This window comes from Paracoccus sp. M683, assembly GCF_007096355.1.
Classification (GTDB): Bacteria; Pseudomonadota; Alphaproteobacteria; order Rhodobacterales; family Rhodobacteraceae; genus Paracoccus.
Window position 1 is genome coordinate 655,252 of sequence record NZ_VKDF01000001.1, and the last position, 21,294, is coordinate 676,545.

At 64.3% G+C, this 21,294-nt stretch carries 17 protein-coding genes; 8 read left to right on the forward strand and 9 right to left on the reverse strand.

Annotated features, from left to right (window positions below; genetic code table 11):
• Window positions 1-42: 42 nt before the first annotated feature.
• The 6 genes from dnaJ to FNJ84_RS03040 all read right to left on the reverse strand — a co-directional run bounded on the left by dnaJ (window position 43) and on the right by FNJ84_RS03040 (window position 8,467).
• Window positions 43-1,209, reverse strand: coding sequence for a molecular chaperone DnaJ (gene dnaJ / locus FNJ84_RS03015; RefSeq protein ID WP_143791420.1), 1,167 nt, complete (start codon window positions 1,207-1,209; stop codon window positions 43-45).
• 76 nt (window positions 1,210-1,285) lie between these two features.
• The gene (gene dnaK / locus FNJ84_RS03020) at window positions 1,286-3,205 is read right to left on the reverse strand and encodes a molecular chaperone DnaK (RefSeq protein ID WP_143791421.1); all 1,920 of its coding nucleotides are present in this window, start codon (window positions 3,203-3,205) and stop codon (window positions 1,286-1,288) included.
• Between the two features lie 203 nt (window positions 3,206-3,408).
• Window positions 3,409-4,044: a LysE family translocator gene (locus tag FNJ84_RS03025; RefSeq protein ID WP_143791422.1), complete on the reverse strand. Its 636-nt coding sequence runs from the start codon at window positions 4,042-4,044 to the stop codon at window positions 3,409-3,411.
• A gap of 142 nt (window positions 4,045-4,186) precedes the next feature.
• Window positions 4,187-5,668 (reverse strand): hypothetical protein, encoded by a 1,482-nt coding sequence (locus tag FNJ84_RS03030; RefSeq protein WP_143791423.1) that lies wholly within the window; start codon window positions 5,666-5,668, stop codon window positions 4,187-4,189.
• 294 nt (window positions 5,669-5,962) lie between these two features.
• Window positions 5,963-7,753: a PQQ-dependent methanol/ethanol family dehydrogenase gene (locus tag FNJ84_RS03035; RefSeq protein ID WP_143791424.1), complete on the reverse strand. Its 1,791-nt coding sequence runs from the start codon at window positions 7,751-7,753 to the stop codon at window positions 5,963-5,965.
• A gap of 141 nt (window positions 7,754-7,894) precedes the next feature.
• Window positions 7,895-8,467 carry a sel1 repeat family protein gene (locus tag FNJ84_RS03040; protein ID WP_363323825.1) on the reverse strand — a complete coding sequence of 191 codons (573 nt, stop codon included), beginning with the start codon at window positions 8,465-8,467 and terminating at the stop codon, window positions 7,895-7,897.
• A gap of 125 nt (window positions 8,468-8,592) precedes the next feature.
• Between FNJ84_RS03040 and FNJ84_RS03045 the strand changes: the two genes are divergently transcribed.
• The 6 genes from FNJ84_RS03045 (at window position 8,593) to FNJ84_RS03070 (ending at window position 16,588) form a co-directional block, all read left to right on the forward strand.
• Window positions 8,593-10,695 (forward strand): 4Fe-4S binding protein, encoded by a 2,103-nt coding sequence (locus FNJ84_RS03045; protein WP_143791425.1) that lies wholly within the window; start codon window positions 8,593-8,595, stop codon window positions 10,693-10,695.
• On the forward strand, window positions 10,692-11,627 hold the full coding sequence (locus FNJ84_RS03050) for an FAD:protein FMN transferase (protein ID WP_143791426.1): 936 nt from the start codon (window positions 10,692-10,694) through the stop codon (window positions 11,625-11,627). The genes FNJ84_RS03045 and FNJ84_RS03050 overlap by 4 nt, the downstream gene beginning before the upstream one ends.
• 62 nt (window positions 11,628-11,689) lie before the next feature.
• The gene (locus tag FNJ84_RS03055; protein ID WP_143791494.1) at window positions 11,690-12,400 is read left to right on the forward strand and encodes a response regulator transcription factor; all 711 of its coding nucleotides are present in this window, start codon (window positions 11,690-11,692) and stop codon (window positions 12,398-12,400) included.
• Window positions 12,397-13,554 (forward strand): FIST N-terminal domain-containing protein, encoded by a 1,158-nt coding sequence (locus tag FNJ84_RS03060; protein WP_255471012.1) that lies wholly within the window; start codon window positions 12,397-12,399, stop codon window positions 13,552-13,554. The genes FNJ84_RS03055 and FNJ84_RS03060 overlap by 4 nt, the downstream gene beginning before the upstream one ends.
• Complete coding sequence (locus FNJ84_RS03065; protein WP_143791427.1) at window positions 13,551-15,755, forward strand: PAS-domain containing protein; 2,205 nt, start codon at window positions 13,551-13,553, stop codon at window positions 15,753-15,755. Before FNJ84_RS03060 ends, FNJ84_RS03065 begins: the two co-directional genes overlap by 4 nt.
• Window positions 15,756-15,904: 149 nt before the next feature.
• Window positions 15,905-16,588, forward strand: coding sequence for a hypothetical protein (locus FNJ84_RS03070; RefSeq protein ID WP_185968398.1), 684 nt, complete (start codon window positions 15,905-15,907; stop codon window positions 16,586-16,588).
• Between the two features lie 44 nt (window positions 16,589-16,632).
• Here the strand turns inward: FNJ84_RS03070 and FNJ84_RS03075 are convergent, their stop codons facing one another.
• Together FNJ84_RS03075 and pedF are read right to left on the reverse strand one after the other, a co-directional pair.
• On the reverse strand, window positions 16,633-17,637 hold the full coding sequence (locus FNJ84_RS03075; protein ID WP_185968399.1) for an ABC transporter substrate-binding protein: 1,005 nt from the start codon (window positions 17,635-17,637) through the stop codon (window positions 16,633-16,635).
• A 22-nt stretch (window positions 17,638-17,659) separates the two neighbouring features.
• Window positions 17,660-18,373, reverse strand: coding sequence for a cytochrome c-550 PedF (gene pedF / locus FNJ84_RS03080; protein ID WP_143791429.1), 714 nt, complete (start codon window positions 18,371-18,373; stop codon window positions 17,660-17,662).
• Between the two features lie 173 nt (window positions 18,374-18,546).
• On the opposite strand from pedF, the gene FNJ84_RS03085 reads away from it, so the two are divergent.
• Window positions 18,547-19,749 (forward strand): ABC transporter substrate-binding protein, encoded by a 1,203-nt coding sequence (locus tag FNJ84_RS03085; protein ID WP_363323827.1) that lies wholly within the window; start codon window positions 18,547-18,549, stop codon window positions 19,747-19,749.
• Between the two features lie 19 nt (window positions 19,750-19,768).
• The gene (locus FNJ84_RS03090) at window positions 19,769-20,725 is read left to right on the forward strand and encodes a YVTN family beta-propeller repeat protein (RefSeq protein WP_143791430.1); all 957 of its coding nucleotides are present in this window, start codon (window positions 19,769-19,771) and stop codon (window positions 20,723-20,725) included.
• 35 nt (window positions 20,726-20,760) lie between these two features.
• On the opposite strand, the gene FNJ84_RS03095 is transcribed toward FNJ84_RS03090, so the two are convergent.
• Window positions 20,761-21,282, reverse strand: a complete 522-nt coding sequence (locus FNJ84_RS03095; protein WP_143791431.1) for a DUF3035 domain-containing protein — start codon at window positions 21,280-21,282, stop codon at window positions 20,761-20,763.
• Window positions 21,283-21,294: the final 12 nt, after the last annotated feature.

Sequence of the window (21,294 nt, forward strand, 5' to 3'; positions counted from 1 at the left end):
AGCGTTAAGCCGCAGCGGGCGAATGGCCTGCCGCGGCCCGGATCAGCTGGTCATGTCGTCCCAGAATCCTTTGACTTTCTTGAAAAAGCTATCCGATTGCGGGCTGTTATCGGCTTTGACGCTTTCAAATTCGCGCAGCAATTCCCGCTGTCGCGCTGTCAGGTTCACCGGGGTTTCGACGGTCAGTTCGATCAGCATGTCGCCCGGCTCGCCATGGGCGCCGGCGCCGTGGCGCAGCGGCGGCATGCCCTTGCCGCGCAGCCGCATCTGACGCCCCGACTGGCTGCCCGCCGGCACCTTCACACGCGACCGACCGCCGTCGATCGTGGGCACCTCGACCTCGCCGCCAAGTGCTGCGGTGGTCATGCTGACCGGCACCTGGCAGGCCAGCATCTTGCCATCGCGCAAAAAGATCGCGTGTTCCTGGACCTCGACGAAAATATACAGATCGCCCGCCGGGCCGCCGCGCATCCCGGCCTCGCCCTCGCCGGCCAGTCGGATGCGGGTGCCGGTTTCCACGCCAGCCGGGATATTCACCGACAGGGCACGCTCTTTCTCGATCCGGCCGGCGCCGCCGCAGGATTTGCAGGGATTCTTGACGATCTGGCCCTGACCGCCGCAGGTCGGGCAGGTGCGTTCCACAGTGAAAAAGCCTTGCTGCGCACGGACCTTGCCCATGCCGGAACAGGTCGGGCAGGTTGCCGGTTCGATCGCACCCTCGGCGCCAGTGCCATTGCAGGAATCGCAGGCGACCGAGCCGGGGACCGTGATCTTTTTCTGGATGCCCTGATAGGCCTCTTCCAGCGTGACGCGCAGGTTATAGCGCAGATCCTGACCGCGCTGTGCCCGTGTCCGGCCACCGCCGCCGCCACGACGGCCACCCATCATGTCGCCGAAAAGATCCTCGAACACATCGGCGAAGGCACTGCCGAAATCGCCGGGATGCCCGCCGCGACCGCCGAAGCCGCCGCCCATGCCGCCGTTTTCAAAGGCCGCATGGCCAAAGCGATCATAGGCTGCCTTGCGCTGGTCGTCCTTCAGGCAGTCATAGGCCTCGTTCACTTCCTTGAAACGGGCCTCGCAGCTGTTGTCATCCTTGTTCCGGTCGGGATGCAGCTCCTTGGCCTTCTGGCGATAGGCCTTCTTGATCTCATCGCCCGAGGCGCCGCGTGCCACGCCCAGAACATCATAATAGTCGCGTTTCGCCATGTAGTTTCCTGTTCTGGACCCTCACGGAAAAAGCCGGCCCGCAGGGTCGCGGACCGGCCGGTGAGTCGCCTTACGCTTACTTGCGCTTGTCGTCGCCGAGATCTTCGAAATCAGCGTCAACGATATCATCATCAACGTCACGCGGACCGCCGGTATCGGCATCGCCATCATCGCTGCCGCCCTGTTCGGACTGCGCCTTATAGATTGCCTCGCCCAGTTTCATGGACGCATCCATGACGTTCTGGATGCCCGATTTGATCTTGCCGGCATCCTCGGATTTCACCGCATCTTCCAGCGCGCCAACGGCCAGTTCGATCGCCTCGACGGTCGAGCCGTCGACCTTGTCACCATGATCTTCCAGCGATTTCTTGGTCGAGTGGATCAGGCTTTCGGCCTGGTTCTTGGCTTCGACCAGCTCGCGACGGCCCTTGTCGGCTTCGGCGTTTTCCTCGGCATCCTTCACCATCCGGTCGATATCCTCGTCGGACAGCCCGCCCGAGGCCTGGATGGTGATGTTCTGCTCTTTCCCGGTGCCTTTATCCTTGGCGCTGACCGAAACGATGCCGTTGGCGTCGATGTCGAACGTCACCTCGATCTGCGGCAGGCCGCGCGGCGCCGGCGGGATGTCTTCAAGGTTGAACTGACCCAGAAGCTTGTTGTCGGCAGCCATCTCGCGCTCGCCCTGGAACACCCGGATCGTCACGGCGTTCTGGTTATCCTCGGCGGTCGAGAAGATCTGGCTTTTCTTGGTCGGGATGGTGGTATTGCGGTCGATCAGGCGGGTGAACACGCCGCCAAGGGTTTCGATCCCCAGGGACAGCGGGGTCACGTCCAGCAGCACCACGTCCTTCACGTCGCCCTGCAAAACGCCACCCTGAACAGCCGCGCCAAGGGCCACGACCTCATCGGGGTTCACGCCCTTATGGGGCTCCTTGCCGAAGAACTTGGTGACTTCTTCGATCACCAGCGGCATGCGGGTCTGGCCACCGACAAGGATCACCTCGTCAATGTCGCCCTTGCTGACGCCGGCATCCTTCAGCGCATCCTGACATGGCTTCAGCGTCTTTTTGACCAGTTCGCCAACAAGGCTGTCCAGTTTCGCACGGGTCAGCTTGACAACCATGTGCAGCGGCACGCCGCTTTCCTTGTCCATGCTGATGAACGGCTGGTTGATTTCGGTCTGCGAGGCCGAGGACAGTTCGATCTTGGCCTTTTCAGCCGCCTCTTTCAGGCGCTGAAGGGCCATCTTGTCCTTGGTCAGGTCGACGCCGTGTTCCTTTTTGAACTCGTCCGCCAGATAGTTCACGATCCGCATGTCGAAATCTTCGCCACCCAGGAAGGTGTCGCCGTTCGTGGATTTCACCTCGAACAAGCCGTCGTCGATTTCCAGAATGGTGATGTCGAAGGTACCGCCGCCAAGGTCATAAACGGCGATGGTCTTGTTTTCCTTCTTGTCCAGACCATAGGCCAGCGCGGCCGCGGTCGGCTCGTTGATGATGCGCAGCACTTCCAGGCCGGCGATCTTGCCGGCATCCTTGGTGGCCTGACGCTGTGCGTCGTTGAAATAGGCCGGCACGGTGATCACGGCCTGCGACACGGTCTCGCCCAGATAGCTTTCGGCGGTTTCCTTCATCTTCTGAAGGATCATCGCGCTGATCTGCGAGGGGGAATATTTCTCGCCACGGGCCTCGACCCAGGCGTCGCCATTGCCGCCATCGACAATGGAATAGGGCACCAGCTTCTTGTCTTTCTCGACTTCGGCGTCGGTCAGGCGACGGCCGATCAGGCGCTTGACGGCGAAGATGGTGTTGGTGGGGTTGGTCACGGCCTGGCGTTTCGCAGGTTGGCCGACCAGACGTTCGCTTTCGGTGAAGGCGACGATGGACGGGGTGGTCCGCGCACCTTCGCTGTTCTCGATCACCTTCGGCTGGCTGCCGTCCATGATGGCGATGCAGCTGTTCGTGGTGCCGAGGTCGATCCCGATGACTTTAGACATTCATGTAACCTTTCTAACGGCGATATTCTGGGCCCTGGGTCCGTTATGGCCCCCATGGCCCGATCCCAAAAATTCCGGCGCCTTGCATACATGCGCCGGCCTTCGCTGGTCTATATAGGAAGCCATTTCGACCCCGCAAGCGCCAGAGGCGGCCTGACCGCAGGGAAAAACATCGAATGTCGGGCAAATCCGGGCCGCCGCGCCTAGCCCTGGCGAAGGCTGGCCAGTTTCAGCCCGAAACCCACGAACACAATGCCGGTAACGCCCTGCAACCAGCGCTGGAAGCGGCCGTCGCGCGCCAACCGCGTCAGGCGGGCGAACATCAGCACCATCCAGCCGAACCAGACGGCGTTGATCAGCGAATGCACGGCGACCAGCAGATAGGCCGCAGCCGGCCCGGCATGGCTGGCCGCGATGAACTGCGGAAAGGCCGCCAGATAGAACATGGAAACCTTGGGATTCAGCGCATTGGTCAAAAAGCCCTCGGTAAAGGCGCGATGCAGGCTGCGGGTCCGGCGCGCCGGCTGAACCCGGACCGACGCCGGCTGCCCGCGCCAGGCGCTGCGCAGCGCCTTGATGCCGATCCAGATCAGATAGGCGGCGCCCAGCAGCTTGATTACCGCGAAAGCCGTGGCCGAGGCCATCAGCACCGCCGAGATCCCCAGGATCGACAGCGTGCCGTGGACAAGGAATGCGGCAATGAAACCGGCGATATTGGCGAAACCGGCGGCGCGCCCGGACGTGGGCACGGTCCGGGCGATCAGCAGGCCGTTGGGACCGGGCGACATCACCAGCAGGGCGGCAACGCCGGCAAAGGTCAGGATCTGGGTCAAGTCCATGGCGCGAGATCTCCTGAGGGGCCGCGCCATGATCGGCGGAACGCGCATCCAGTAAATCGGCACGCCGCAAAGACCCCGGCCAGCAACGCGGGCGCAGCGCAAATCGGACGCTGATCGCGATCTTGATCGACGGCCGACTGACCTAGTGCTTTTCGATCGCAGCGCACCCCTTCGTCATCGTGCTTGGGCACAGCGACGAACAGATATTGCCACCATCGGCGACATGGGCGCGGCAGATGGCCTCTTGTCTTGCAAGGGCAGAGGCCTTTTCCGACTCCATGGCCGCCTTGCGGGCTTCCAGCGCACCGGCAGATTCGGCGCGTATCGCAACCCCCCGATCATATTCCTGCATCTGGCTGCGCATCGTCGCCTCGGCCGCGCGCAGGCCAGCATCGTCGCAGGTTGGATGCCTGACTGGCGGCAGCTGCGGATGGCTGGCCGGCGGGTTCAGGACGCGCGCGCAATCCGACGTCAAAGACAGATTGCCCGTCGAGCCTGGTTGACTTGCGGCATTCTCTAACCGACGTTCGGCACGCGCCTGCGGCGTGGTTCCCAGTTGCCGGTCGATTGCGTCGAATTGTTCTTGCTGCTGCTCAAGCCCTTGAAACGCGCCGGTAACGGCTGCGCCCATGATTGCGGCTCCGCGGCGGCTTGATGCATCCTCAAAGGCCTTCACCTTGGCACGACCTTCGGCGGCCTGTCGCTCCTCTTCTCGTTCGCCCTGCCGGACATCCTCGATATACCGTCGGCGCTGTCCCAGTCTTTCGGCCTGTTCCGAGGCAATACGTTCATTGAGACCAGCAACATCTTCGGGATCGAGGCGTTGCATCATCTGGCGCTGAACCTCGACCATTGGCCGGTCGGTATATTCCGCAGGGATCAGCATAAAGAGTTCGAATTTGGTCGCGATGGGAATATCTTCGCCGCTGTATAGCGCGATCGGACCGCCAACATTCGCAGACACCATCAGGCCGGCCTTCCGAAAATCATTGGACGCAGGACCGGGCAGAGGACGAAACATGAAGCGGCGACTGAACTGACTGGACGTGCTGACGTCTATATCCAGTGCCTCGACGCCGGCCGGAAGCGCGGGAAGGACAGCTGCCAATTCGGCCGCGAATGTGCGGGAATCGACATAATGCAGATAATTGCCGCTTGAGCAGCGGACCTCGTAATCGCCGGATTTCACCCCACCCCCAATAAATTTCGCCGTAGCGGCACTGGCGTATATCATCCTGTTGGCTTCAGCGATCACATCAAAGGCCTTGGCCCCGCTGAGGACGTGAACCTGCGGCCCACCGGAAGAATTGGCCGCCAGTTGCCTTGCGGATGCGTTCAGGCAGTTTTCGATTACCGTCCGGGCAGCAATACGCGCCATTTGTTTGGATTCAGGATGCGCCTCGGTGAGCATCAGCCTGGAACCCTCTCCCCCGCCTGACGTGTCACACGCCGACAGCGCGACAAGGAAGGTTAAAGCCGCGCAGATGCGCGCGATCGTCAGGTTAGAATGTCCCATGAAACCTTCCTGAATGTATTGTTTTTGGCCGTTGTGAACCGCTTCGTGGCTACAGATTGTCTTTTGGGGTTCTTGCACGCTATGCAAATGAACAAATTTGTTCAACATGACATTTAAGTCATCTGGCCTCGTTGAAAATGGAAAATTCGGCGGCTGGACATTAAAGTCATTGCCATTTCAAATTTACCGGCAATAGTGCCGCCGGTGGCGACATGGCCCAAAGCGGCCGGCCATACGGCCAAAGCGACGCCATGAAGCCGAGGGCCTAGGACCGTCGGTTGTAATCACCGGCGTAAATATCCCACGAACCAGACCAATGTGGCTTGCGTCATGGCAGCACAAGAAAACCCGCCGGTCGCAGAACCGGCGGGCACAGTTTCGCCATTCGGCAAGGGAGATCTATCAGCCGTTGCTGGGTTCGGCGGGTGCGGCTGCCGTGCTGGCCCCCGAGGGCAGCTTGAACGTCCAGACCATGCCGCCCTGGTTCAGATAATTGACCTTGCTGGCAACCTCGCCGCCCCACAGGGGCACCGCGCCGCCCCAGCCCGAGACAATGGCGACATATTGTTCGCCCTCGGATTCCCAGGTGACGGGCTGGCCGACGATGCCCGAGCCGGTCTGGAACGACCACAGCTTGTCACCGGTTTCGTCATCCAGCGCGATGAACTCGCCCTCGGGGGTGCCATAGAAAACCAGACCGCCGGCGGTGGTCATCACGCCGCTCCACAGGGGGGCGTTGTTCTTGACCTCCCATTTCCATTCGCCGGTCATCGGGTCGATGGCCTTCAGCGAACCGATATGGTCCTCATACATCGGCTTGATGGTAAAGCCCGAGCCAAGATAGGCGGCGCCCTGCTTGTAGGTCACAGGCTCGTTCCAGATATCCATGCCCCATTCGTTCGAGGGCACATAGAACAGCCCGGTCTTCTGGCTATAGGCCATGGGCATCCAGTTCTTGCCACCCAGGAAGCCGGGGGCAGAGAACACCGTCTCGCCCTTCTGGCCCTCGGTCGCGGCCGAAGGATCACCGGGGCGGTTTTCCTCGACATAGACGGGGCGGCCATTGTCGTCGATATCGCTGGCCCAGGTGATGTCCTTGACGAAGGGCCAAGCGTCGACAAAGGCGCCATCCTCGCGGTTCAGCACATAGAAAAAGCCGTTGCGGTCGGCGGTGGCGTATTTCTTGGCACCCTCGGCATCGGTGAAGCTGACGACCTCGTTCACGCCGTCATAATCCCAGCCCTCGCGCGGGGTGGTCTGGAAATGCCATTTGATCTCGCCGGTCTTGGGGTCGATCCCCAGTCGCGAGGCGGCATAGAGGTTGTCGCCTGCATTGCCCTCGACCGGCTTGCCGGCATTGCGCAGATGGCTGTTCCAGGGGGCCGGGTTGCCGGTGCCGAAAACCAGCGTGTCGGTATCGGCATCATAGGAACCACCCAACCAGGTCGCACCGCCACCGGTTTTCCACAGATCGCCCGGCCAGGTGGCGTTCAGCGTGCCGGTCATGGTGCTTTCCTGCCCGTTCAGCGTGCCCATGTGACCCTCGATCACGGGGCGGGTCCAGACGATCTCGCCAGTGTCAGCATTGCGGGCCTGGACCTCGCCGACAACGCCGAACTCGCCGCCGGAATTGCCGGTGATGACCAGCCCATCGACGATCAGCGGCGCGGCGGTATAGCTGTAGCCGGCCTTGTAATCAGCGATCTGGTCGCGCCAGACCACGTCGCCGGTTTTCAGATCCAGCGCGACGATGCGCGCGTCCAGCGTGCCGAAATAGATCTTGTCGCCATAGATCGCCCCGCCCCTGTTGATCACGTCGCAGCAGGGCAGGATGCCTTCGGGCAGTCGGGCATCATATTGCCAGACCTCGTTGCCGGTCTTCAGGTCGATCGCGTAAAGCCGCGAATAGGACCCGGTGACATACATCATGCCATCATAGATCAGCGGCTGGCTTTCCTGCCCGCGCTGCTTTTCGCCACCCATCGAAAAGGCCCAGGCCGGCACCATCTGGCTGACGTTTTCCTTGTTGATCTTGTCCAGAGGGCTGAAGCGCTGCAAATCGCGCCCCATGCCGTTGGTCAGCACGGATTCGGTTACGGTCTGGTCGTTGGCCAGATCCTCTTCCGTTACCTGGCTTGCGGCGGGAAAGGCCGCCATGACCGCCATGATCGCGGTTGCGCTGAGTAGTTTCATCGGTCTCCTCCCATGCGACAAGCGCAAGACGCGCCCGCTTGGTCGAGTTAACGGCGACCCCGAAAACCGATCAATTCGCGCATCGTAGTAAGACTTTGGTCGAGGATTCGGGACCAGGCGATTCGCGCCGTCACGCGCGCGTCAGAACATCGGCCCATAGCGCCAGGCATCGGCGTCGGGCGTGACCTCGTCGGGATCATAGCCGGCATTGCGAAGCCGCACGGCCTGCGCCACACCCTCGGCTGCGGCCTGATCGACCAGCGCCCGCCCTGCGGCCTCGTCCCGCGCGACGCCATGGCCACGGATCAGATCCAGCCCATAGTTGAACTTGCCGATCGGGTCGCCTGCCTCGGCGGCGCGACGGCTCCATTCCGCGGCGGCGTCGGGGTCATAGGGGCCGCCAAGGCCGTTATTGTCCAGCTGGCTCATCCACGTCATCGCAGCGGTCCAGCCGGCCTCGGCACAGGCGCCAAAGGTTTCGCGTGCGATGTCGTGATCGCCCTTCTTCGTCATGGCATAGCCCGAGGCGCAGGTGATCATGTCCAGCCGCCCCTCGCGGGCGTTCTGGATCATGCGGTCCATGCTTAGTTCATCGGGGTTCAGCGTGCCGCCGGGATCGGCGTCCTGCGCATCGGCAGGCAAGGCCGCCGGCGCGGCCATCGCAACGCCAAGGCACAGGCAAAGGGCAAGACGGCAGGTGCGGAAATGCGGCATCTTTTCCTCCTGCCGGAGAGGCTAGGCCCGACCGGCCCATCTGGCCAGCGGCACCAAGGTCGTAAACAGGGGTCTAGACCTAAGTATAATTCCGGCAAGGCCCGGCGGTTGGCTAATTTCAGTCCATGCGCAAGGTTCTGGTTTCGCTTCTTCTGCTTGCCCGTCTGCTTCTGCCCGTCCCCGTCGCGGCAGCGCCTCAGCTTGCGCCCAGCCCGCAGGACCGGATCGCCGCGCTGATCGCGCCGCCGATGGAACTGGGCGAGGCGCTGTCGGACAATGGTGTCTATCAGCTGCTGAACTCGGGCGGGGCGCTGGCCGGCTATGTGTTCGAAACGGGACCGCTGGCGCCCCTGCCCGGCTTTTCAGGTGCCGCTATCAACATGCTGGTGGTGCTGGACCTGAACGGCCGCTTCATCGAGGTCAGGCTGCTGGACCATAACGAGCCGATCTTTGTCTCGGGCCTGGGTCAGGCGCCGTTTCATGCGTTTTTCGAACAATATCGCGGCCTGTCCATCGCTGACCCGATGGTGGTGGGCAATGCCTATGGCGCGGGCGGCGCGGGCAGCGATCTGGTCTATCTGGACGGGGTGACCAAGGCCACGGCCAGCGTCAGGATCGCACATGAAAGCATCATGGCGGCCACGCTTCAGGTGGCGCGGGAACGGATGCAGGGCATCGCCAGCGGCCCCCCGGCCGCGCCCGATCCCGATCACGACGAGGCGCTGACATGGGCCGATCTGGTCGCGCAGGGGCTGGCCGTGAACCGCCGCGTCAGCAATGCTCAGGTCGACGCGCTGTTCGCCGGCACCGTCTTTGCCGATGACGACCCGGATGCGAAGGCCGACCCCGATGGCGCTTTTCTCGATCTGTGGCTGGTCGATATCGGCCCGCCCGCCATCGCCCGCGCCGTGCTGGACCCGGCCACCCTGGCCGAATTGCAGGCTTTTCAGCGCATCTCGCCGGATGACGAGGCCCTGCTGGTCATCGACAGCGGGCGGCACGGATTGGTCTCGGCCGATTTCGTGCGCAATACCGCCCCCGACCGGCTGACGGCGGAGCAGAACGGGTTGCCGGTGGCGCTGCGCGATGCCGATCTGCTGGTCGGGCTGGGTGAGGGCGTTCCTGCCGCGCTGCATGACGGCACCGCAATGATCCTGAGGGCGGATCGGCGGCTTGGCTTCAACCCGGTCGCGGATTGGGTGCTGAATGTTCAGGTCATCCGCGAACATGGCATGTTCCAGCCCGAACTGGGCAGCCAGCATATCGCCGTCGACTATGTCTCGGATCCGCGCTTTTTTCGCCAGACCCAGGCGATCCAGACCCTGCCCCCCTGGCGCGAGGCGCTGCTGAACCGCCAGGCCGACGTGATCCTGCTGGCCGCCGGTCTGGCGGCGCTGTTGCCGGTGCTGCTGCTGCGGCAGAGCTGGCTGGCGGGTTTGCCGCGCTATACCCCGGTTCGGCTGGTGATCCTGGCCGTTGTGCTGGGCTTTGTCGGCTGGTGGGGTCAGGGCCAGCTGTCCATCGTCACGCCGCTGGCCATGGGTCGCGCGCTGATCGACGGGGGCAGTCTGGGCTTTCTGCTGTATGATCCGTTCTCGCTGCTGGTCTGGGCGGCGGCGGTCATCGGGTTTGTCCTGTGGGGGCGCGGGCTGTTCTGCGGCTGGTTGTGCCCCTTTGGCGCCTTGCAGGAATTTGCCCATCATATCGGCCGCGCCCTGCGCCTGCCCCGGATCGAGCCTTCTGCCCGGTGGGATGCGCGGCTGAAATCGCTGAAATATGCGGCGCTGGCCGGTCTGGTGGCGACCATGCTGATCGCGCCCGGCCATCTGGACAAGGCCGCCGAGATCGAGCCGTTCAAGACCGCCATCACCACGTTTTTCATCCGCGACTGGTATTACGTCGCCTATGCGGCCCTGTGGCTGGTGCTGGGGCTGTTCACCTTCAAGGGATTCTGCCGCTATCTCTGCCCGCTTGGCGCGCTGATGGCCATCGGCGGCCTGCTGCGCGGGCGCGACTGGATCGCGCGGCGCGCCGAATGCGGATCGCCCTGCCAGCTGTGCCGGGTGCGCTGCAACTATGCCGCCATCCGCAAGACCGGCGAAATCAATTATTCCGAATGCTTCCAATGCCTTGATTGCGTGACCATCCATGACGATGCCCGCAGGTGCGTGCCGCTGGTGCTGGCCAGCCGCCGCCGGGCGATGCCCATCCCCGAGGCCGCCGAATGACCCGCCCGACCGCGCCCACGACCGCCGCCCCCCTGTCGCGCCGCCGCTTCCTGACCATCAGCGCCTGCGCCAGCCTGCTGGCCGGACAGGCAGGGCAGGCCGCGCCACCGGCCGACTGGCAAGGCGTGGCTCTGGGTGCCGAGGCGCGGATCACCCTGCATGGCCCGGCCCACCAGACCGGCCCGGCGCTGGATGCCGCCTTGACCCGGCTGCGCCAGATCGAGGCGCTGTTCAACCTGCATGATCCCGGCTCGGCCGTGTCGCGGCTGAACGCGGCGGGCTTTCTGCCCGACCTTGCCCCCGATTTCATCCGGCTTCTGCGGCTGTCGGACCATGTTCACCACCTGACCGGCGGGCTGTTTGACCCAACCGTGCAACCGCTGTGGCTGGCACTGGCGCGGGGCGAGGATTCCCGGCCCGCGCGCAAGGCGATCGGCTGGAACCGCCTGCAAACCAAATCCCGCGGCGTGAAACTGGCGCCGGGACAGGCGCTGACCCTGAACGGCATCGCCCAGGGCTATGCCGCCGATGCGCTGCGTGAGACGCTGGCCCGGCTCGGGCTGACCGGGGCGCTGGTCGATCTGGGCGAGTTCGCGGCCCTTGGCGGCCCGTGGCGCGTCGGCATCGCCGATCCCGCCCTTGGGCTGGTGCTGGACCGCCCGCTGAGGGGCAATGCCATCGCCACATCCTCGCCCGCCGCCATGGCCCTTGGGTCGGGCGGCCATATCCTGAACCCGCAGGGCGAGGCACCGCCGCAATGGTCCACCATCAGCGTCGAGGCAGACAGCGCGGGCCTGGCAGACGGGCTGTCGACGGCGCTGTGCTTCTGCAACCATGCCCAGCTGGCCGACATCCTGCACCGGGCCGGCCCCTCGGTTACCCGGATCACTGCAATTGCCGCCAATGGCGATATTTCAACGGTAGAAACATGACCCGTCCCCCCATCTACACGGAACCGTGGCGCGGCGCTTTGCAATCGCGCTATGCTGGCTTCATGCAGCCGAATGCCTCACCCCCCGAATCGTCCCGAAATGGCCAGCCGCGCCGGATCGAAACCGCCCTGATCGTCGAGGACCACCCGTTGTTCAGTGACGCGATCTCGATCACCTTGCGCATGGTCAGGGGCATCACCGATGTCACCGCCGTCGAGACCTTGAACGAGGCCGTCGCCCGGCTGACCTCGGGTCCGGCGCCCGACATCATCCTGCTGGACCTGAACCTGCCCGATGTCGACGGGCTGGAGGGGTTGTTGCAGGTGCGCCGTGCCGCGCCGGGCGCGCTGGTGCTGATCGTGTCATCGGTCACCGATCCGCGCATCATCGCCGCAGCCATCGGCGCCGGCGCGGCGGGTTTCGTGCCCAAGCACAGCCAGCGCCACGTCTATCAATCGGCCTTTGACGCTGTCGCCAGCGGCCAGACCTTCCTGCCCGAAGGCACCGTTCTGCCCCGCGCCGGCGATGCCACGCCGGGCAATGCGGCGGTTGATCGGGTGAACAGCCTGACGGCGCAGCAGGCCCGGATCCTGGCGCTGATCTGCGAGGGCAAGTTCAACAAGCAGATCGCGCATGAACTGTCGATCGCGGAAACCACCGTCAAGGCGCATGTCACCTCGATCATGCGCAAGCTGGGCGTCCACAGCCGCACCCAGGCCGTTCTGGTCGCGCAAGAGGCCCGGATCGGCAGCCTGGGTTCGTTTGAAACGTGACGAACGGGGCCGGGACTGATGCCGCACGCCTGACCCGCGTTGCCACACTGGCGGCAGATTGCCCCGATATTGGCGGTGCGCTGCGCGACCAGCTGGGCAATGATCTGGCGCTGCTGGCGCTGTTTGTGACGCCGCGCGCCGATTTCGCGGCCGTCTGCGCCGCCGCCGCCGAGGCGATGCCCGACACCCAGGTCATCGCCTGCACCACGGCTGGCGAGATCGAACATGGCTATATCGAGGGGCGCATCGTCGCCTTTGGCCTGCCGCACGCTCATTTCCGCGCCGCGACCGTCGCCATTCCCGACCTGCACCGGCTGGACGCGGCCACGCAGATCCGCGAATTGATCCTTGCTCGCAAGACCGCATCCCGCGCCGACCCGGATTTTCACCACGAATTTGCCTTTCTGATGGTCGACGGCCTGACCATGCGCGAGGACGCGCTGATGCGGGTCGTGGCGCAGGGTCTGGGGCCGGTGCCTCTGTTCGGCGGCTCGGCCGGGGACGGGCAGCGCTTTGACCGCTGCCTTGTGGCGCGGGGCGGGCGGGTGATGACCAATGCCGCCGTGCTGGCTTTTGTGCGCACCGATTGCCCGATCAAGGTGTTCAGCTTTGATCATCTGGAACCCGGCACCCGGCGGATGGTGGTGACCCAGGCCGACCGCGACCGCCGCATCGTCCGGCGCATCAATGACGAGCCGGCGGCCCGCGAATATGCGCGCATCCTTGGCAAGGATCCCGATCAGCTGTCGACCTTTACCTTTGCCGGACATCCGCTGGTGGTGCGGGTGGGCGGGCAATATTACGTCCGCTCGATCCAGCGGGTGACCGAGGATGGCGATCTGGTCTTTTACTCGGCCATTGACGAGGGCGTCGTGCTGACGCTGGCCAATACCCGCGACATCGCGCAGACGCTGGCCGAGGATCTGCGGGCCATCGCCGATGCCGGCGATCTGGATCGGGTGCTGATCTGCGACTGCGTGCTGCGCCGGCAAGAGGCCGAACAGACCCAGCGCGTGCATCAGATGTCGGATACCTTCCGCCGCCATGATGTCGTGGGCTTCTCGACCTATGGCGAGCAATATGGCGCGACCCATGTGAACATGACCATGACCGGGGTGGCCTTCTATCACCCGCAGCAGGCACAGCGGCGATGACCGACAGCCTGCTGAACCCCGCCGATCCGCCCGAACGCCAGATCACCAAGCTGACGGCAATCTGCACCGCGCTGATGAACCGGGTCGAGACGCAGACCGACGCGGACGGCGCCGCCTATGCCCAGTTCGAACGCGCCGTCGTGCTGGAGGAAGAGGTGCGCCGCCGCACCTCGGAACTGGAAACGGCGCTGCGTCTGCTGAACGAAAGCAATCAGCGCCTGTCCGATGCCAATACCCTGATCGAGCGTGAACGCCGCGATGTCGAAAGCGCGCTGGAAACCGTGCAGGAAGGCTTTGCCCTGTTCGATCAGGACGACCGGCTGAAACTGTTCAACACGCGCTTTTGCTGGGGCCTGCGCGATGTGCGCGACAGGCTGCTGGCGGGAATGCGCTTTGCCGAATATATCCAGCTGGCCAGTGACAGCGCCCATCTGCGCCTGCCGCGCGCCGTGACGCGCGAGGACTGGCGCAGCGGCCGGATGGACAGCCACGGCCAGCCCCATGCCAACCTGACCATCGGGCTGACCGGCGATCACTGGATGCAGATCAGCGAACACCGCACCGCGAATGGCGGCACCGCGATCATCCAGACCGACGTGACCGACCTGATCCGGGCGGAACGCGCCACCCGCGACAACCTGCTGGACAACCAGTCACAGGTGATCCGGGCGGCGCTGGATCATCTGGTTCAGGGCGTGGCGGTCTTTGACCGCGATGCACGGCTGGTGCTGTGGAACTCGCAATTCCGCATCCTGACCCGGCTGCCGCCCACCGCCTTTCGCATCGGCGCCGATTTCGAACGGGTGGCCGAACAGTTGCAGCAGCTTTACCTGATGCCCGATGCCGATACCCGCACGCGCATCACCGATTGGGTGCGCGATCAGCGCAAGCGGACCGCGCCGGTGTTTCAGGAACTCAGCGACATGCAGGGCCGGACGCTGGAAACCTTCATGCAGCACCTGCCCGATAACGGTTTCATCATCAGCCTGACCGACGTGACCCGCGAACGCGCCACGGTGGCCGATCTGGCCCGCGTGAACCAGTCGCTTGAACAGCGCGTCCGCGCCCGCACGGCCGAGCTGCAACAGGCGCTGCGCGGGGCCGAACGGTCGAACGCGGCCAAGAACCGCTTTGTCGCCGCCGCCAGCCATGACCTGCTGCAACCGCTGTCCGCCGCCAAACTGTATCTGACCGGCGCCAAGGAAGGCCCGCATGGCGACACCATCGCCAAGGCCGAGCAGGCCCTGCAAAATGTCGAGGACATCATCGAGGCGCTGCTGGATATATCCCGTCTGGACAGCGAGGATGACCCACTTGACCGCTACGGCTTTCCGCTGGTGGACATCCTGCGCCCGATGGCCAGCGCCTTTGCCCCTCTGGCGGCGGCCAAAGGGCTGGATCTACGGGTCATGCCCAGCAGCGCCCATGTCATCAGCGATGCCGGCTTTCTGCGACGCATCCTGCAAAATCTGATCTCGAACGCGATCCGCTATACCCCCTCGGGGCGGGTGCTGGTGGGCGCGCGCCGTCAGGGCAATGCCCTGCGGCTGGAGGTCTGGGATACCGGCCCCGGCATCCGCGAGGCCGATCAGCGCGTCATCTTCGAGGAATTTCGCCGCCTGAACCGCCGCGCCAGCGCCAGCGAGGGCATGGGGCTGGGCCTTGCCATCGTCGAACGCGCCTGCGCGCGACTGGAACATGACCTGTCGCTATGTTCGGTCCCCGGACGTGGCAGCGCCTTCAAGGTCACGGTGCCAATGGCCAGCGAGGCCTCGCCTGCGCCCGCGCATGAACCGGCGAGGGATGGCGATCTGGTGCTGCCAGATGCCGGCCTGATCGTGCTGGTCGTCGATGACGACACCCAGATCCGCGAGGCGATGGTGGATCTGCTGGATGGCTGGGGCGTCAGCGTGCTGGAGGCCGGATCCTATGCCGAGGCGCTGACCCTTCTGGACGAGGCCGGTATCGTGCCCGACGCCGTTCTGCTGGATCACCAGCTGGGAGAGGGCGAAACCGGCCTTGACCTTGCGCGCGAGGTCGAGGCTCGCTTTGGCCGCCGCCCCGGCCGCATCGTCACCGCCGACCGCTCGCCCGCATTGGTCGAGGCCTGTCTGGCCGAGGGGCTGGGTCTGATGCCCAAGCCGCTGAATACCGACGATCTGCGGGCGTTTCTGGCCTCGGTGGTGCCATCGGGGGGGTGATGGTCGGTGGGGCGGGCGTATCTGCCATTCGAGGAATGAAAAATGGTCTGCTGGTGTGCACCAGACAATCCTTTGCCCGCGCGCCTTGCTTACGCCCCATAGGCAGAGATAGCCTGCCCGCCATTGAAAACAGATCATATGGGTTAGGGATGCATTCGCGTGAAAAGGTGATTTCGCTGCTGGTTCAAAAGATCACGGCGCTGCAGCGCCCTCATCCCGTTCGAGTCGCGATCAATGGTCGGATCGCATCGGGAAAGACGACTTTTGCAACTGAGTTGGCTCTGGCCATAGAGGAACATGGGCGGCCAGTCCTTCATGTCGGTGTGGATGGCTTTCATAACCCATCTGCGGTTCGACATCGCAAAGGGCGTGCGTCTGCGCGCGGATATTATGAAGACGCCTATGACCTCGCCGCCGTTCGTCGGCGGCTTCTCCAACCGCTTGGTCTTGTCAATGAAAGCGACGAGGCAAGTTGGCAGGTGCAAACCGGTTCGCTTGATCTTGAAAGCGATCGACCCCTGAACCCGGAACCGATTTCTGTCACTCGGGACACGATCCTGATCGTCGATGGCAGCTTTTTGCTGGCATCTGTTCTGCGCGATGCTTGGGACTTTACCGTTTTTCTGGATGTAAGCCGGAACGTTGCGACCGAGCGTGGTGCGCAGCGAGACGCCCCCCGGCTTGGCAGCTTGGCAATCGCCAGGGACCTTCATGAAAAACGCTATCAGGCCGCATGCGACCTCTATTTTCAAGAGATCCGACCGGACCTGATGGCCCAGGTCGTGATCGCCAATGACGATTTCTTGCACCCCAAGTTCAGGGACATTTCCTAAGCCACGATCACGACACCGGGCCTGCTTTGCCGACATTTGCCGCGCTATCTCTGCGGCGCCTGATGCGTCATCCCGAACTTCCCAAAAATCGCCGCAATCCGCCCATCGGCCAGACCTGCGGCAATGGCGTCATCCACCGCATAGGCCAGCGGGCGATGGGCGAAATGCTCGCCCGTGCCCAAGGTCCAGCGGGACTTGGCCAGACCGGGCAGCGGCGGCTGATGCAGGGCAATCCCGGCATCCGGGCCAAGCCGGGCGATCCAGTATTCCAGCTGGCCACGCGGCCCCATCGCCGCCATCACCTCGCCCCCCGCAAGCGCCGCCATCGCATCGGCCAGCTTGGGAAAGCGCCGGACCCCGGCGGCCGTCTGCCCGCCGGCAAAGCCCGTCAGATAGAAATCGCTGATCGAATCATTCTCGACCCCCACGGTGTCGATGCGGAAATAGGCCGGCACCGGCCCGCCATCGGGATAGTCCTTTTCCGCATAGGCGATGGCGATGCTTTCCTCGGCATATTGGCCGTTGAACACCACCTGCTCGACCCGGCAGGCGAAATGGCTGTCATAGGGCACCCGCATCATCACATTCGACACTGGTGCATTCAGCGCCGAGCCTTGCCAGATGTTCAGCCGCAGGTCGGTTTCCAGATTTTCGCCCGCCATGACAAAGGTGAAACGCGGCGTTACCCCCAGTTCATCCGCGATCAGCCGCGCAATTTCGACATCGACGCCCTGCGGCTGGCCATCCTGCTGCCAGGAATAAGGCGGAAAATCGTCATAGACGGCAAAGGTCATGAAGCCGCGTTCAACGATCTGATCCAGATCCTGCCCGACAATGTCGCGGCTGGCGTTCTGCGGCTTGGCCTGGGGCACATAATCGGCACAAGGATCCTGCTTGCCCGCAACCGTCCCGGCCGAAGGCGTGTTCGTCACCGCAAAGGGCGACAGCGGCGCCTGTGGCTGCGCCTGCTGGGCAAGGGCCGGACCCGGCAGGGCCACAGCCAATGCCAGAACGGCGAAAAGGGCGAATGTCGCGCCCCTTCCTGCCATTAGGGTGGCTGGCCCGGCCATCTCAGTGCGCCGCCGACAACCCGACGGTCAGGATCTCTGCCGCCTCGGCATAGGCGTCGGGCTTGGCCTGCAACACGCGGGCGGCACGGCTGGCGATGCTGTCGGCGACAGGGGCGCCCGACATGGTCTCGATGCCGCTGCCGATCTCGGTCAGTCGCGTCGCGATGGCCGCGCTGTCAGCCGCGCCACCATCCGCCGCCGCCTTCAGATCGTCGCGGATCTCGGTCAGTTCGGACGAGGCATCGGTGATCTGGCCGTCATCGGGCCGGGTTTCGACATAGGTGCGAATCGCCCAGTTTGCCTCTTGCCCCAGCAATTCACCAAAGGCGGGCATCTTGGTGATGCCGTTCTGGGTATAGCCTTCGCGGAACCGTTCGGTGAACCATTCGTCGCCATATTCCTCGGCCTCGAGGAAACGCAGATCGGGGGCCAGACCGCCCGAAATCGCCTCTAGCCCGTGGCAGCGCGCGCAGTTCTGGTTATAGCCCGAGGCGCCGACATCAATGGCCTTGCGCCAGACATCCTCGCCCACGGCCTCGGCGCGATAGGGGTTTTCGGTCAGCCAGTCGTCATTGCCCAAGGCGGGCAGTCCGCTGGTATCGACGGCCTGGGGGGCCACGTCGCCATGCGCCATCGCGGCGGCAGGCGCCAGGATCGCCGCGCAAAGGGCCGCGGCCAATGTCAGGCGGTCTGTCGTCTTTGAATGTCCGGGCATGGCGAGTTCCTCCTCATCAGCCTGTTGCCGTTCCATCGGTGTAAGGCGGGGCCGCATCGGCGGGCTATTCGACATTGGTGTCGGCGCGGGCCGCCATCGGGGTCGGCGCATTGCACCATGGTCGAATTGGCATCGCGCGACCGCCGCCTATCGTGATCAGGGGGGAGGATCAGATGACGACAGAGACAGTCCATATCACCGCGAGACTGCGCCAGCTTGCCTGCGGCGCGCTGTTGTGCTGCGGCATCGCCCTGCCCGCCATGGCCGAGACACTGGCCGTTCCGATCGGCTGGCTGCGCGTGCAGGTGCCGCCGCCGCCGATCCTGTCCAATCTGCCCCCCCCGCCCGAGGATCTGGGCCTTGCCGGCGCCCGTCTGGGGCGGGATGACAATGCCACCACCGGCAGCTTCATGGGCCATGATTACCGGCTGACCGAGACCCAGGTGCCCGAAGGCGATGACGTGCTGGCCGCCGCACGGCAGGCGCTGGCCACCACCCCCTTTCTGCTGGTCGATGCGCCTGCTGGCCTGCTGGTCCAGATCGCCGATCTGCCCGAAGCCCAGGGCGCGCTGATCTTCAACGTCGCGCGGGGCGAGGATGCGCTGCGCGGGGCCGATTGCCGTGCGAACATCCTGCACAGCGCGCCATCAGATTCGATGCTGACCGACGCGCTGATGCAGTTCATTGCCTGGCGCCGCTGGTCCGATCTGGTGCTGATCCAGGGCAGTCATCCCGGCGATGCTGCCTTCAGCGCGGCGCTGGAAAGCTCGGCCACGAAATTCGGGCAGAAGATCACCGCTCGCAAGACCTGGGCCTTCGATGCCGACATGCGCCGCAATGCCAGCGCCGAGGTGCCGCTGTTCACCCAGGATTTCGGCGATTACGACCTGCTGCTGCTGTCCGACACGCTGGATGATTTCGACCGCTATATTCCCTTCAACACCTGGCTGCCCCGCCCCACCGGCGGGACCGAGGGCGTCGTGCCGGCGGCTTGGTCACCCTCGGTCGAGCAATCTGGCGCGGCACAGCTGCAAAGCCGGTTCACCGACTTGACCGGCCGGCAGATGCAATCGGCCGACTATGCGGCATGGGCCGCTGTCCGGGCCCTGGGCGAGGCGGTGACGCGCGCCAACAGCGCCGATCCCGCCACGCTGCGTGCTTTCCTGCTGTCGGATCAGTTCCAACTGGCCGGCTTCAAGGGACGACCGCAGAACTTTCGTGACTGGGACGGCCAGATGCGCCAGCCAATCCCGCTGGTCAGCGACCGCGCCGTCGTGGCGCTGGCCCCGATCGAGGGCTTCATGCATCAGCAAACCGAGCTGGACACCCTGGGCACCGACCGGCCCGAAACCGCCTGCACCGCCTTTACCGACTGACCAGACAAGGACGACCGCCATGCGAACCGCCACCATTGCTGCCGCGCTTCTTGCCGCATTCCCCGCATCTGCGGCGGAAATCTGGGTGACCAATGAGAAGGACAATACCGTCAGCGTGATCGACATCGCCACGCTGGAGGTGACGCGGACCATTCCCACCGGCGAACGCCCGCGCGGCATCACCTTCAGCAAGGATTACAGCGTCGTCTATATCTGCGCCTCGGACAGCGACACGGTGCAGGTGATGGACCCTGAAACCGGGCAGATCCTGCACGAGCTGCCATCGGGCGAAGATCCCGAACAATTCGCCCTGCATCCCGACAATCGCCATCTTTACATCGCCAACGAGGATGACGCGATCACCACCGTGGTCGATACCGAAACCAAACAGGTCGTGGCCCAGATCAACGTCGGCATCGAACCCGAGGGGATGGCCGTCAGCCCCGATGGCAAGGTCGCGATCACCACCTCGGAAACGACCAATATGGCGCATTGGATCGACACCGAGACCCAGCAGCTTTTTGCCAATACGCTGGTCGACTCGCGCCCCCGTCATGCCGAGTTCACCGATGATGGCAGCCAGCTGTGGGTCAGTTCGGAAATCGGCGGCACCATCACCGTCTTTGATGCCGCGACGCAGGAAGAACTGGGCAAGGTCCGCTTTGACATGCCCAATGTCCATCCCGACAAGATTCAGCCCGTGGGTTTCAAGTTCGACGGCAACAGCGAATATGCCTGGGTTGCGCTTGGGCCCTCGAACCACGTCGCGGTGGTGAATATGGCCAGCCTTGAAGTCGAGGAATATGTTCTGGTCGGTCGCCGGGTCTGGCATATGGCCTTTTCGCCCGACAAGTCGCAGCTATTCACCACCAATGGCGTATCCGGCGACGTCACCGTGGTCGATGTCGCCAGCCGCAAGCCGATCAAGACGATCAAGGTCGGGCGCTATCCCTGGGGTGCCGCGCTGCGGCCCTGACCGGGCTGCAACGCCGCGCTGCCGCCCTGCCCGCGCTATTCTTCGGCGGCGGGCGGGGCGCTTGGCGTCCGGGCGCCGGCACGACGCCAGCGCAGCAGCTCGGCATCGGGGTCCAGCATCATCGGGCGATAGGCGCGCATATACACGCTGGTCTGTGCCAGCGTTTCCAGCAGGCGACGCGAATTGGCCTCGCGCCAGGCCTGATCGGCCACGGCCAGTTCCTGACGGATCCCCGGCTGCACCCCGTTGCGCGAGGCATAGGACACCAGCCCGCCATCCGCCGCGCCAATGCCCTGATTGGCCAGCCGCTGCGGATTGCCACCCAGGGCACCCACCGCATCGCCAAACGGCGTCGGGTCGGTGATGCTTGTCCCGCCCGGCGTCGGTGCGGGCAGCATCGCCAGGTCGGGCGGCATGCTGAGCGGCTTGGTCGGCAGAATCGCAAATTCATCCGGGCCGTCCTGACCCGATTTCAGGTTCATCAGCCGCCCGTCATTGCTGCAACCGGCCAGCCCCAGACCAGCCGCGATCGTCAGTGTCAGCGCAATTGCCCGCATTCCGGCCTGCCC